Source organism: Amycolatopsis australiensis, from assembly GCF_900119165.1.
Classification (GTDB): Bacteria; Actinomycetota; Actinomycetes; order Mycobacteriales; family Pseudonocardiaceae; genus Amycolatopsis; species Amycolatopsis australiensis.
Genome location: NZ_FPJG01000006.1, coordinates 5,078,927 through 5,091,365, shown reverse-complemented (window position 1 = coordinate 5,091,365; position 12,439 = coordinate 5,078,927). Strand labels below are relative to the sequence as shown.

The window sequence follows — 12,439 nt, the reverse complement described above, 5'->3', positions numbered from 1 at the left end:
AGTGGGGCCGCCGGTCCGGTGCGGATTCCGGGCCCGCGCCTCAGGCTGTGCGGCGTGGGCGATCCGACGCCGGCCACACGTACGGCAGGTCCGGCGGCACGTCCGGGAACTGCGCCCGGTAGTGCCCCGGGTCCTTCCGCACCAGCGCCGACTGGTGGCTGCGGTGCAGGGCGTCGTCCCCGAGCCACGGCGGCAGGTCACCCGCAGCCGCGAGTTCCGGCTGCGAGCGCACCGCCGTCCCGCCGAGCGAGCGCGTGTACTCCTCGGCCAGCTTCGCCGCACACGTGTCCGCTCCGCCCAGGCCGCACCAGACCGCGCAGACCTCCAGGCCGTAGCGCGTCAACGCTTCTTCGTAGCCCGTCCACATCTTCGCCGCCGGGTGGTGGCGCCAGCCGTAGCCCGGGACCACCAGTGCGCGCAGCACCTGCAGCGCCTCCACGCGCTGCTTGCCGAGACGGCGTCGGTCGAGCGTGCGGGCGCTCGCGGTGAAGTCGGCGCACGGCAGGAACGTCTGCATCCGGGCCGGGTACCCCCGTCGCGGCCGTCGATGCCCGGCGCCGGCTTTCGCGGCCCCGACCGGGGTTCGGGGCCGCGACTGTGTCACCGGGACTCGGTGCGCCCGCGGGCCACGACAGCCGGCTCGGGCTCCACGGTCACCCGGGGCCGCAGCGGCAGGTTCTCCAGCCCCTCGACGTCGAGCACCAGGAACCAGTGCGCGTTGGCCGGGATGTGGATCTTGAACATCGGTGCGGTGGCCACCCCGCCGTGCATCCGGTAGTACTGCCGGCGCCGGTAGGCCTGGAAGTTGACCTCCGTCAGGAGCCTGACGTTGGCCATCGCGTCCAGGCGGACGGTGACCACCGCGTCTCTTCGCACCTTCCCGAGGTCGAATACGCTCGCTTCCATTTTGTCCCTCTTCCGAGTGTGGGTTGCGGTTCTGGCGGCCACGGGCAGCGCGGAGCACGCCGCGGCACGCGACGGACGGAAGATCGGGACGGGTCTATCCAGGCCCGGTGCCCGGTTCCCGCGGCCGCCACAGCGGCACGAAGTCCCGGTTCGACCGCGGCAGGGCCCCGGTGACGCGGGATCCGTGGTCGGCGGCGAGAAAGGCTGGCGGAATGGAGGAGCCGGCGCCCGAGGCGGCATCCGCGGGGATCGGCGGCGGGGTGCCGGGCGCGGGGCCCGGTGGTTGCGGCGCCACGGGGGTGCGCAGGGCCGGGCGGGTCGTGCCGTGCGCCGGGTTGCGCGGGACGGCGGTGGGACGGGCGCTTCCTCGGGAGGCTTCGCTCACCGGCGCGAGCGGCCCGACCTCCGCCGTGAGGGCTCTGGGCAGGCCGGCGCTCCGCCACAACTGAAGTTCGGCGGCCTGGGTGGCTGGAAGCGACTCAGGCGTAGGTTGCGCCACCGCAGCGGCGGTGGTCGCAGGCGCGACGGTGCCGAGCACGGGCTCCGCGGGCGGAACCACCTGCAGGACGGGATCGATGGGCGGTTCGGCAGCGCGCAAGACATCCGAAAGCGGGTCGATCACGGGCGCGACCGACCGCACAACCCGCGAGACCGGAGCGATCGCCGCGCCGGCAACCGCGGCCACCGGCTTGACCAGCGGCGCAGCACCACGCACCACGCCCGAAACCGGCCTCACCGCCACACCGGCAACATCGGCCAGCGGCGCAGCACCACGCACCACGTCCGAAACCACCGGCGCAGCGGCCTGCACCACCGGCGCGGCCGAGCGCACGGCGTGGCCAACCGGCTCCGCGACCGGCAGAGAAGAACTCGCCACCGGCGCGACCCGCGGAACAACCGCCCCAGCCACGGCAGAACGAGCGGGCACCCCCACACCGACCGGCTCCGGGTCGCGGGACGCCGCGTCCGCGTGTCCCGACAGCAGCCACGACACCAACCAGAACCCGGCCGCCGCCGCGGCCACCACCAGTGCGCGGCGTGCGGTCGTGGGTAGGTCACCCGCGTCGTTCTCCCGGGTCACAGTCGGCGAACCTCCAGATGCGAGAAGCAGGACTGGGACGTACCCTCCAACGCCGCACGTCACACTCGTGCAACGGCCCGCCCGGCGCTACCACTCGACCGGCCTAGCGCTTTCGCGTCAGCAAGCCTGAGTCACGCCGCCGGTCGGAGCAGACCGGTACCCCGGTCGCCGGGCGCCAACTGCCTCCGTACCGAATCAGGCTTCCTGTGACCGCCGGTGCTCCGACAGTGCGCCCAGCGCCGACACGCCGTGCTGGAGTCCTTCGCGGAACGTCGCGCGCTGGCCCGGGCTCAGGTCCGCCAGCAGCGCGTGCTCCACCTCCGCCACCGCCGGCGCGCAGTCGGCCAGCAGGGCGCGCCCCGCCTCCGTGAGACCCGCCAGCAGGACCCGCTTGTTGCCCGCCTTCGGCGTCCGCGCGATCAGCCCGCGCTTCTCCAGCGCCAGCACCATCTCGTGCATCGTCTGCGGACGCAGGAACGATCGACGGGCCAGCTGCGCCGACGACAGCGCGCCGCTCGCTTCCAGCACCGTCAGCGCCGTGTACTGCAACGTCGTCAGCCCCAGCGGGCGCAGCGCGTCGTCGAGCAGCGCCCTGATCACCAGCTCGAGCCGTTTGACCAGGTACAGGGTCAACGGCGGGCCGGCGGGCTGCGGCTGGGCGGACGTGCTCACGCCGCCCATGATGACACGCGCGGGCCGCTATGCTCCGATCATGGACCTCGGGCGGCAGACCCGCGTGCGGCAGGCCTTCGACACCTTCTTCGCTGCCCCGCCCCCGCTGTCCGGGAACCACGTCCTCGAGCTGTTCCGCCGCACCGCGGAAACCGTGCCCGCGTACCGGAAGTTCCTGCGGGAACACGGGATCTCACCCGAATCCGTCGAGACGATGGCCGACTTCGGCGCGCTGCCGCTCGTCGACAAGGCCGGCTACCACCGCAAGTACCCGCTGCCCGAGCTGTGCCGCGGCGGCACGTTCGACGGGCTCGACATGATCGCCGTCTCCTCCGGCTCGAGCGGGCACCCGACCATCTGGCCGCGGTCGCTGGAAGACGAGCTGCACGTGGCCCGGCGCTTCGAAACCGTGCTCGTCGACGCCTTCGAGGCCGACCGGCGCCGCACCCTCGCCGTCGTCTGCTTCCCGCTCGGCACCTGGGTCGGCGGCCTGTTCACCACGGCGTGCGTGCGCCACCTCGCGGCCAAGGGCTGCCCGATCACCGTCGTCGCGCCGGGCAACAACAAGGCGGAGATCCTGCGCGTGCTGCCCGAGCTCGCGCCGCACTTCGACCAGGTGGTGCTGCTCGGCTATCCGCCGTTCGTCAAGGACGTCGTCGACACCGGGTCGGCCGCCGGCGTCGGCTGGCCCGCGTACGCGATCAAGCTGGTGCTCGCGGGCGAGGTGTTCAGCGAGCAGTGGCGCGAGCTGGTGGCGCACCGGGCCGGGGTGACCGACCCGGTCCGTCACATCGCGTCGCTGTACGGCACGGCCGACGCCGGCGTGCTCGGCACCGAAACCCCGGTGTCGGTGACCATCCGCCGGTTCTTCGCCGGACGCCCGGAGCTGGCCCGCGAAGTCTTCGGCGACGCCCGGCTCCCGACCCTGGTGCAGTACGACCCCGCGAGCCGCTTCTTCGAGGTGCACGAGGGCACGCTCGTCTTCACCGGCGACGGCGGGATCCCGTTGATCCGCTACCACATCGCCGACGACGGCGGGCTGCTCGCGCACGACGAGCTGCTCGCCTTCTGCGCCCGCCACGGCTGCACGCCGCCACCCGGACCGGACCTGCCGTTCGCGTACGTGTTCGGCCGGTCGCTGTTCACGGTGTCGTTCTTCGGCGCGAACGTCTACCCGGAGAACGTCACCGTCGGCCTGGAGCAGCCGGGCATCAGCGACACGGTGACCGGCAAGTTCGTCATCGAATCGGTCGAGGACGCCGACCGGGACCGGCGGCTGCGGATCACCGTCGAGACGGCGCCGGGCGCGGCCGCCGACGCGGGCCGGATCGCGGTGGCCGTGCGCGAGCAGCTGCTGCGGCTCAACAGCGAGTTCGCCCACTACGTCCCGCCGGAACGGCAGCTGCCCGACGTCGTCCTGCGCCCGGCGGGCGATCCGGAGTACTTCCCGGCCGGCGTCAAGCACCGCTACACCCGGCCGTCCTAGGCGCGGGCCAGCTTCCGGAACCGCTCGCGGCGCTCGTCGGCCGACGAGCCGTCGGCGATGTCGTCGTCGAACCAGGACGACAGCGCCGCCCACAGCCGGGCGCAGCCCGCGAAGTCTTCGACCGTGGACTGCTCGGCCAGCTCGGCGATGTCGGTGACCAGCTGGTCGAGCCGGCGGTCGCAGAGCCGGACGTATTCGCGGACGACGATGTTCGCGTCCAGCCCGGCCTTGGCGCGCGGGCCCGCCGCGCCGCGCAGCTGGGCGTGCAGGCTTTCCTCGCAGTACAACGGAAAACCCGCGATCGTCCCGGGATAGCCCCACTCGGCCGACCACGCGCGGAACGCGCGGATCGCCTGGTAGCGCGTGTACCAGTCCTGCTTGCTCCTGGCCAGCTCGGCGAGCTTGCGCCAGGCGTCGCGGTCGGCCGAGCGCCAGCGGTCGAGCGTCCGGCCGTCCGGGCGCGGCCCGTCGTCGAGGTCCCTGGCGCGCCAGAAGTGCGCCCGGCAGGCGGCGATCTCGGCGACGAGCTGCCGGACGTAGCTGACCTGCTCCCAGACGTGGGCGCGTTGCGGTCGCAGCGGCGCGGCGCGGTCCGGGGAGAAGGTGACCATCTCGAACACCCGGAACAGCTCGTGCCCGCGCAGTGCGACGAGGTCGGGGTCCTCCCCCATCACCCACGACCGGCGTTCCGGCAGCCGCCCGCTGTGGCTGATCGTCGCGGCGTGGTAGAGCTCGCGGACCGCGCGGCGGGCCACCTCGTCCCGCGCTTCGCCTTCCAGACGCGGGTTGCCGGCGTGGTCGCGGAGATCGCGTTCGCCGCGCGGGCCCACTTCGAGCATCGCGACGGCGTACACGCTCGCCGCGTTGTAGCACTCTTCCCACGACTTGCGCGGGCCCGCGGCTTCGACGGTGTCGTCGAGCGCACGCGGATCGGGCGGCCAGTGCCGGTCCGGGCAGACGTCGGCCAGCGGCACGCGGCCGGCCGGGTACGCGGGCCGCGGCACGGGGACCTCGCCGGTGACCGGATCGATGTCCGCCATCGCACGGCGCACCACCGCCCAGACCAGGGACAGGTCGAGCGCGCGGTTGGTCAGCTGGTGCCGGCTGCGGCGCCAGCGCCTGCCGAACCGGCGGTAGTCCGCGACGAGCCGCTCGATCTCGTATTGCGACAGCGCGCAGAAGTACGAGCGCATCTCGGCGGCGCGCCGGTTGTACTCGGCGAGCTGCTCCGGCGTCGCCTCGTGGACGACGAGTTCCTCGGCCGGGACGCGCAGCACGCGGCGGTGCAGCTGCAGCCGTTCCTCGCGCGGCATCGCCTCCGGCCGGATCCGCACGTCGAGGTCGACGTACCGGCGGAAGCGCAGCTCCAGCGCCGCCCGCAGCTCGGCGCGCCGCTGCGCCCGCGCGTCCCCCGGCGCGCCCGCGGTCGTGCGCCGGACCCACCAGGAGCCGGCCACGGAGTCGCCGTGCCCGAGGACGAGCGCGTGCCGGTAGCGGGCGATCAGCAGGGCGACGTCGCGGCCGCGGCCGGCGTGGCGGGGCCGGCGCGCGAAGTCCGGCCCGATCCACCAGCGGGCCAGCTCCGGGTGGCCCCGGCTGCAGACGGTGATCACGTCGTCGTACGTGGCGAGCGCGTCGAGGTGCAGGTCGAGCTGCTCCTGCAGCGCGGCGATCTCCAGTCTGATGTAGACGTTCGACGGATCGTGGCTGACCGCCCGGTAGTACTCGGCGAGGGCCTCGTCGTAGCGGCGGTGGGAGACGAAGTGGTTGGCGCGCTGGTAGGCGTCGAACAGCTCGTACGGGATCTTCGCGTCGCGCCACGCGGCCCAGTGGATGTTCGTGCGGACGTAGGCGCTGCGCGGGATGACCAGCGCGGCCACCGCGTTCGCCGCGCGGTGCAGCACGCGGGGCCAGTTCTCGTCCTCGATCACCATCGGGCCGGCGGCGAAGCGCGGGACGCGGACGAGCTCGAGGATGAGCTGGTGGCGGCCGGCCGTGTTGCCCGGCCGGACGGTGCCGGTGACGGTGAACGCGGCGGGCGGCTGCGCGAGCCGGATCAGCTTGGTGGCGGCCTTCCACCAGCCGTCCGCCGAGTCGCCGGCGTGTTCGACGATCTGGATGAAGTCGTACGAGCTGCCGACGCCGGGCACCGGCGTCGGCGTGTACAGCCGCGAGTCGTTGAGGATCCGCTTGAACGCGGCGGTCAGCTCGACGGCGGAGTCGATCTCGCGGTCGTGGCTGCTTTCCGGGCGTTCGTCGGCGAAGAGCCGGATATCGATCTGGTTGGCCCGGAAGGCGGCGGTTTCCAGGCGGGCACGGCCGACGAAGTACAGCGTCAGCACCGCGGACACGAGCACGACCGACGTCTGCAGGACCGTCCAGGTGATGACACCGGCGACCTTCGGGTCGCGGACGAACGTCCAGCTCTGGAAGAACGGCAGGTACGGCACGACGGCGAACCCGGCCGCGACGAGCCCGGCCGTGACCGCCGCGAGCCACCACCGGATCCGGTGCGCTTCCGGCAGCTCGGCCTGGTCGAAGCCGCCGTGTCGTCGCGCGGGCACCGTCGATCACCCCCTCGTGTCGCCAGGTTACTCGCGCAGGGGGTGCGGTTCGTTACGGCCCGTGATCCGCGATGTCCGCGATCACCTGGGCGTGACACGGTTCCGGCACGCACCAGCAGCCGAGCCGCTTGCCGCGCAGCTCGGGCACGAGAGCGAGCAGGTCCGGCCGCGAGAGCAGGTATTCGCGGTACTTGGCGAGGACCTCCTCGCGGCTGCCGTCCGGGCCCGGCCGGAACGGGCTGGCGAGCTTCGAACCCGCGAGGTGCCAGCCGCCGCGGTGCATGGGCCGCCCGACGTAGACCACGTCGGCGTAGTCCGGGTCGTCGCGATGGCCCTTCAGGTTGACGACGGTGGTGGGCATGCGTGCTCCTTTCCGCGACCAGCCTGGCGCGCCCGGCGGGCGTCCGCCAGGCGGCCGGGAAGGCCCAGCGGACATGCCCGGTGGTCTGGCTAGTGCAGATGCACTATGCTGAAGGCTCACGGTTGAGCCGTCAGCCGCTGCCGGACGTTCCGCGCCCGGGCCGGCACGCTGCCTCGCCGAGGCGCTTTCCGACCACGTCCGGCCCGCCCCCGCTGCCTGACGAAAGGGTGTGCCCGCGATGGTTCCTCAACCTCGCCCGGCCGACCACGCGCTCACCGTTCCCGCCTGGGTGGACGCCGGCGGTCACATGACCCTGCGGGTCCTTCGGCCCGCTCCGCACACCGTCCGCGTGCGGGTGAGCGGCGAGGTCGACCTGAGCACCGCCCGCCGGCTCGACGAGGTCCTGCGGTCCCGCATCCGCGGGAACGCCGAGGAGATCGTCATCGACCTGTCCGGTGTCACGTTCTTCTCCGTCGCCGGGCTGAATTCGCTGCTGCGCGCGCAGCTGCTCGCCGACGCCTCCGGCGCGCACCTGGTGGTCGAACCCGGGCGGTCACGCGCCGTGCGGCGGCTGTTCGCGCTGCTGCCGACGGACTTCGACCGGGTCGTGAACGCCCGGATGGCGGGCTGAGCGCTCGCTACGACGCGTGCCCCAGCCGGCGGACGGCGTCGACGATCGCCGTGTTCGGCACGCCCTTCACCAGGTACTCGGTGACACCGGCCGCGGCCAGCCCGGCCATCGAGGCCCGGTCGGCGTAGGCGGAGAAAGCCAGGATCGCGGTGCCCGGGCTGCGCCGGGCGATCTCGCGCGCGGCCCGGGCTCCTCCGCCGCCCGGCATCCGCACGTCGAGCACCGCGACCTCGGGCCGGTGCCGCTCGGCCAGCCGGATCGCCTCGTCGGCGTCGCCCGCGACGGCGACCACGGCGATGTCGGCCTCGGAATCCAGGACCTCCTTGAGGACGTCGCGGATCATCGCGTCGTCGTCGGAGATCAGCACCCGCACCTCGGTCACGGCTCGAGTCCCGTCAGGTCGGGCAGCATCGGCAGCCAGAACTCGACGACCGTGCCCTGCCCCGGCGTGCTCGTCACCGACAGCCAGCCGTGCGCCGCTTCGGCCCGCTCGTGCATTTCGACCAGCCCGAAGTGGCCCGCGCCGGCGTCGTCGGAGGCCGTGCCGACGCCGTCGTCGGTGATCCGCACCAGCGTTCCGTTGTCCACTGTGGACATCCGGACGTCGACCCTGGTGGCCCGGGCGTGCTTGTGGACGTTGCTCAGCGCCTCCTGGCAGATCCGGTACACGGTGATCGCCGCCTCCGGCGACGGCTCGGCGGTCAGCTCGTCGTGCACCGAATGCTCGAGGCCCCACCGGCCCGCGACCTCGTCGACGTAGCCCGACACCGCCTCCACCAGGCCGTGCCGGTCCAGCTCCGGCGGCCGCAGCCGGGACACCAGGCCGCGCAGCCTGCCGATGGCGGCCTGCACCGACTCGTCGAGCCCCGCGACGGCGCTCGCGTGCGGCTCCGGCAGCCGGGAGGCGAGCAGCTGCAGGCGCATGCCGACGGCCACCATGGACTGGATCGACTCGTCGTGGACGTCCCAGGCGATCCGGCGCCGTTCGACCTCCTGCGCGTCGACGAGGTGGCCGACCAGCCGCCGCCGTTCGCGCAGGGCCTGTTCGGCGTTGCGCCGCTCGGTCATGTCGCGGGTGACCTTCCCGAAGCCCTGCAGCCGGTGCCGGTCGTCGAACAACGCCGTGATCACGACGTTCGCCCAGAACCGGCTGCCGTCCTTGCGCACGCGCCAGCCTTCGTCCTCCAGGCGCCCCTGCTCGGCGGCGACCTCCAGCTCCCAGTCGGGCTTCCCCGCGGCGACGTCCTCCGGCGGGTAGAACATCGAGAAGTGCTGCCCGATGGCCTCGTCCGCGGTCCAGCCCTTGATCCGCTCGGCGCCGGCGTTCCAGCTCGAAATCCGCCCACCGGGGTCGAGCATGAAGATGCCGTAGTCCTGCACGCTGTGCACCAGCAGTCGGAACCGTTCTTCGCTCAGGCGCAGGGCCTCTTCCGCGTCACGTCGTTTGGTCATGTCCCGGGTGACCTTCCCGAACCCCAGCAGCCGCTGCTGCCCGTCGAACAACGCCGTGATCTCCACCTCGGCCCAGAACCGGCTGCCGTCCTTGCGGACCCGCCAGCCCTCGTCCGCGAACCGGCCTCGTTCGGCGGCGATCGCCAGCTCGCGGCCGGGTTTCCCGGCCGCGACGTCGTCCGGCGGGTAGAACACCGAGAAGGGGCGGCCGACGATCTCCGCCGCGGACCACCCGCCGATGCGCCCGGCCTCCGCGGTCCAGCTCGCCACGCGGCCCTGCGGGTCCAGCGTCACGATCCCGTGGTCTTCCATGCGCCAACTCTGCCGGATGAGCGGCGCTCCGGCACAGCACGGGCGCGTGGACCTCAGCCGGCGAGCTCGGCCGACGGTGCGGACAGCGCGCACCACACCACCTTCCCCACCCCGTGGCGTGCGGTGCCCCAGGCGAGGGACAGCCGCTCGACGAGCGCCAGCCCCCAGCCGCCGTCGGCGCCGGGCCGCCGCCGCACCGGCAGCGCCGGCTCGTCGTCGAACACCTCGATGCGGACGTGACCGGCCCCGACGCTCAGCCGGAGGACGGGACGGCCGCCGGCGTGCCGCAGGGCGTTGGTCGCGAGTTCGGTGACGACCAGCAGCGCGTCATCGACGTCGGCACCGCTCGCCCACGCCAGCAAGGTGACCCGGGCGAAGCGACGCACGACGGACAGGCCGCCGGCCAGGTCGGTCAGCGGGCATTCGGCGGTCAGGGGTGCCGGGATCTCCACGGCGTCCAGCGTGCCCGGCGGCGTCGCGCGCGACGAGATGCAAACCGGGGCCGCGGGGCTGGTGCAGCTGCATCAGCCGAGCAGGCCCTCCCGGCGTGCCACGGCGACGGCTTCCAGCTTCGACCGCGCGCCGAGCTTTTCCAGCACACGCTGCACGTGGTTGCGCGTGGTGTTGCGGGAAACGCCGAGGCGGCGGCCGATCTCCTCGGTGCTGGCGCCTTCCGCGAGCAGGTCGAGGGTTTCGCGCTCGCGCGCGGTCAGCTCGGCGCCACGGCCCGGCACCCGGCCGGTGAGCCGGTCGAAGATCTCGGGCAGCAGCTCGGGATCGAAGACGACACCGCCCGCGGCGACGTCGCGCACGGCCGACTCCAGCACGCCGAGGTGCGAGGACTTGAGCAGCAGACCGGCCCCGCCGGCCTTCGCGACCTGCACGGCGACCGACGGCGTCGCGTCCCCGGTCAGCACCAGCACGCGCGCGCCGCCGGAGCCGAGTTCGGCGATGACGCCGAGGGCGTCCCCGTCGGCGAGGCGCCGGTCCAGCACGACGACGTCCGGGTGGTGTTCGCGCGCGTCCGCGACGGCTTCGGCCCGCGACCGGGCACGGCCGACCACGGTGATGCCATCGGCGCGGTCGAGGGCGAGCTGCAGCGCCTCGGCCACCATGTCGTGGTCCTCCACGAGCAGGACGCGGACGGGGCTCGGTTCATCGGGGCTGCTCACGCCGGTTCCCTCGGTGGACGGATCGCTTCCGGCCCATCGTAGGCCCTCGGCGCGGTCGCTTCCCCCCGGTCCGCGACGCCGGTCACCGCGCCGGACGCACCCACGGCAACCTCGCCGTGCTGTCCTGCGCCGAGTCCGGGGAGCCGGTCACCACGTCCGCGAACTGGCGCGCAGCAGGCCCTCCAGCCCCCGCCGTCTGTCCTTCAACCGAGTCCGGACACCGGTCACCACGTCGGCGAGCTGGCGCGCAGCAGCCCCTCCGGTCCGGTGACCGGCAGCCAGTCGACCAGGTCCTCGTGCCGGCCCGCCGTCCGGAACACCGGCGGCCGGAACGAGCCGGCCGGCGGGCCGGCCACCCGCAGCACCTCCAGGAACCGCGCGACCGTCCGTGGCGGCGGCAGGACCTCGTCGCCGCCGAGGTAGGCGAGCACCTTCGTGGCGCCGCCGCCCGCCGGCTCGACCACCGCCGACCAGCCGTGGACCTCGTCCCAGATCAGCGCCAGGTCGTGCCCCGGCAGGTCCGGCAGCGCGCGGTCGAGCGCTACGTACCCCGAGGCCGGCACGTCGAGGTCGAGCGAACACGATTCGAACCCGACCCCGACGGCACACGCCACCCGGGCGAGGTAGGCCCGCAGCCCGCGGGCGAAGTGGTATTCGATGTCCCTGCCGAAGTCGATGAGGGTGTCCATGCTCGCCTCCCGCGCCGCCGCTGCGCCGGAATACCCCCTTCGGCGGAACATCACACTTCCGGGTTACTCCTCGATGGCGCCACCGACGGCCCGCAGGTGCGCACGGAAGGTCAGCGCCGGATCCGCTTCGCGCGCGGCGAGGAACTCGACGAAGCGGACCTGCGCGCGCAACGGCTCGCCGGCCCGGATGCGCTCGGCCTGGCGGCGTTCGGTGTCGCGGATGCCTTCGGCGAGGGTGAACAGCTCCTGCGCGCGGGCCAGCGGAACGAACAGGACGCCGTCGTCGTCGCCGAGGACCAGGTCCTCCGTGCCGATCCGCCACGTCCCGACGATCGCCTCGCGCAGGCCGCCGTCGACGCGCGGGCCGAGGGACAGCGGGCCGGTGGGGAGCGAGCCGAGGCTGAACACCGGCAGGCCGATCGCCCGGATGTCGGCCGTGTCGCGGTGCAGGCCCCAGATGACCACGCCGGCGAGCCCGGCGGCGCGGGCTTCGAGCACCACGAGGTCGCCGACGCAGGCTTCGTCGAGACGGCCGCCGTTGTCGACCACCAGCACCCCGCCCGGCGTGGCGTGCTCGAACGCCTCCAGGAAGACGTCGACGCTGCCGACGTGCCGGGCCGGGACCGCCGGGCCGAGCAGGCGCGAGCCGGGGACCACCGCGCGCGTCGGCGCCGGCGCGCAGCGGACCGGGAGACCGGCGCGGATGCACGCGTCGGCGAGGTGGGCCGTGGTCAGCGCTTCGAAACGGGTTCTCAGTTCGTCCATGGTGGCCAGCTAACCACCGTTCCCGCTTTCGGTGGTCACCCAGGCCAGGTATTCCGCGCTGCCGCCTTCGATCGGCGTCGCGATCACCTCGGGCAGGTCGTAGCCGTGCAGCTGCTTGATGCGCTCGGCCAGGGCGGCCACCCGGCCCGCCGTCGTCTTGACTTCGACGCGCCACTCGCGGTCGGTCCGCACCTCGCCTTCCCAGCGGTAGACGCTGGTGACCGGGCCGACGACCTGCGCGCACGCGCCCAGCCGCTCTTCGATCACCCGCGCGGCCAGCTCCCCGGCCGCGGCCTCGGAGTCCGTCGTGGACGTCACGATCACGTGCTCTGCCACCATGTCCGCGAG

15 protein-coding genes are annotated in these 12,439 nt (G+C 73.5%); 2 read left to right on the top strand and 13 right to left on the bottom strand.

The window, feature by feature from the left end; genetic code table 11:
* Nucleotides 1-40: 40 nt before the first annotated feature.
* The 4 genes from BT341_RS25130 to BT341_RS25115 all read right to left on the bottom strand — a co-directional run bounded on the left by BT341_RS25130 (nucleotide 41) and on the right by BT341_RS25115 (nucleotide 2,671).
* Nucleotides 41-517, bottom strand: coding sequence for an MSMEG_6728 family protein (locus BT341_RS25130; protein ID WP_072478616.1), 477 nt, complete (start codon nucleotides 515-517; stop codon nucleotides 41-43).
* Nucleotides 518-600: 83 nt separating this feature from the next.
* Nucleotides 601-906: a DUF1883 domain-containing protein gene (locus BT341_RS25125; RefSeq protein ID WP_072478615.1), complete on the bottom strand. Its 306-nt coding sequence runs from the start codon at nucleotides 904-906 to the stop codon at nucleotides 601-603.
* 94 nt (nucleotides 907-1,000) lie between these two features.
* The gene (locus BT341_RS25120; RefSeq protein ID WP_143168637.1) at nucleotides 1,001-1,987 is read right to left on the bottom strand and encodes a hypothetical protein; all 987 of its coding nucleotides are present in this window, start codon (nucleotides 1,985-1,987) and stop codon (nucleotides 1,001-1,003) included.
* Between the two features lie 195 nt (nucleotides 1,988-2,182).
* Nucleotides 2,183-2,671 (bottom strand): MarR family winged helix-turn-helix transcriptional regulator, encoded by a 489-nt coding sequence (locus tag BT341_RS25115; protein WP_072478613.1) that lies wholly within the window; start codon nucleotides 2,669-2,671, stop codon nucleotides 2,183-2,185.
* A gap of 28 nt (nucleotides 2,672-2,699) precedes the next feature.
* Here BT341_RS25115 and BT341_RS25110 point away from each other — a divergent pair, with 28 nt between their 5' ends.
* On the top strand, nucleotides 2,700-4,145 hold the full coding sequence (locus tag BT341_RS25110; RefSeq protein WP_245805095.1) for a phenylacetate--CoA ligase family protein: 1,446 nt from the start codon (nucleotides 2,700-2,702) through the stop codon (nucleotides 4,143-4,145).
* Here BT341_RS25110 and BT341_RS25105 read toward each other — a convergent pair.
* Nucleotides 4,142-6,709 (bottom strand): tetratricopeptide repeat protein, encoded by a 2,568-nt coding sequence (locus BT341_RS25105; RefSeq protein ID WP_072478611.1) that lies wholly within the window; start codon nucleotides 6,707-6,709, stop codon nucleotides 4,142-4,144. The two genes, BT341_RS25110 and BT341_RS25105, sit on opposite strands and share 4 nt — an antisense overlap.
* A gap of 52 nt (nucleotides 6,710-6,761) precedes the next feature.
* The gene (locus tag BT341_RS25100; RefSeq protein WP_072478610.1) at nucleotides 6,762-7,070 is read right to left on the bottom strand and encodes a DUF4326 domain-containing protein; all 309 of its coding nucleotides are present in this window, start codon (nucleotides 7,068-7,070) and stop codon (nucleotides 6,762-6,764) included.
* A 238-nt stretch (nucleotides 7,071-7,308) separates the two neighbouring features.
* Between BT341_RS25100 and BT341_RS25095 the strand changes: the two genes are divergently transcribed.
* Nucleotides 7,309-7,701: an STAS domain-containing protein gene (locus BT341_RS25095; protein ID WP_072478609.1), complete on the top strand. Its 393-nt coding sequence runs from the start codon at nucleotides 7,309-7,311 to the stop codon at nucleotides 7,699-7,701.
* Nucleotides 7,702-7,708: 7 nt separating this feature from the next.
* Here BT341_RS25095 and BT341_RS25090 read toward each other — a convergent pair whose 3' ends face one another.
* The 7 genes from BT341_RS25090 to cutA all read right to left on the bottom strand — a co-directional run bounded on the left by BT341_RS25090 (nucleotide 7,709) and on the right by cutA (nucleotide 12,430).
* Nucleotides 7,709-8,083 carry a response regulator gene (locus BT341_RS25090; RefSeq protein WP_072478608.1) on the bottom strand — a complete coding sequence of 125 codons (375 nt, stop codon included), beginning with the start codon at nucleotides 8,081-8,083 and terminating at the stop codon, nucleotides 7,709-7,711.
* Nucleotides 8,080-9,465: a PAS domain-containing sensor histidine kinase gene (locus BT341_RS25085; RefSeq protein WP_072478607.1), complete on the bottom strand. Its 1,386-nt coding sequence runs from the start codon at nucleotides 9,463-9,465 to the stop codon at nucleotides 8,080-8,082. The genes BT341_RS25090 and BT341_RS25085 overlap by 4 nt, the downstream gene beginning before the upstream one ends.
* Nucleotides 9,466-9,518: 53 nt before the next feature.
* Nucleotides 9,519-9,917 carry an ATP-binding protein gene (locus tag BT341_RS25080; RefSeq protein WP_072478606.1) on the bottom strand — a complete coding sequence of 133 codons (399 nt, stop codon included), beginning with the start codon at nucleotides 9,915-9,917 and terminating at the stop codon, nucleotides 9,519-9,521.
* Nucleotides 9,918-9,989: 72 nt separating this feature from the next.
* A complete protein-coding gene (locus BT341_RS25075; protein ID WP_072478605.1) occupies nucleotides 9,990-10,637 on the bottom strand; it encodes a response regulator transcription factor in 648 nt (215 codons plus the stop codon).
* 224 nt (nucleotides 10,638-10,861) lie between these two features.
* Nucleotides 10,862-11,326, bottom strand: coding sequence for a DUF6292 family protein (locus tag BT341_RS25070; protein ID WP_072478604.1), 465 nt, complete (start codon nucleotides 11,324-11,326; stop codon nucleotides 10,862-10,864).
* Nucleotides 11,327-11,389: 63 nt separating this feature from the next.
* On the bottom strand, nucleotides 11,390-12,091 hold the full coding sequence (locus tag BT341_RS25065) for an RraA family protein (RefSeq protein WP_072478603.1): 702 nt from the start codon (nucleotides 12,089-12,091) through the stop codon (nucleotides 11,390-11,392).
* Between the two features lie 9 nt (nucleotides 12,092-12,100).
* On the bottom strand, nucleotides 12,101-12,430 hold the full coding sequence (gene cutA / locus BT341_RS25060; RefSeq protein ID WP_072478602.1) for a divalent-cation tolerance protein CutA: 330 nt from the start codon (nucleotides 12,428-12,430) through the stop codon (nucleotides 12,101-12,103).
* Nucleotides 12,431-12,439: the final 9 nt, after the last annotated feature.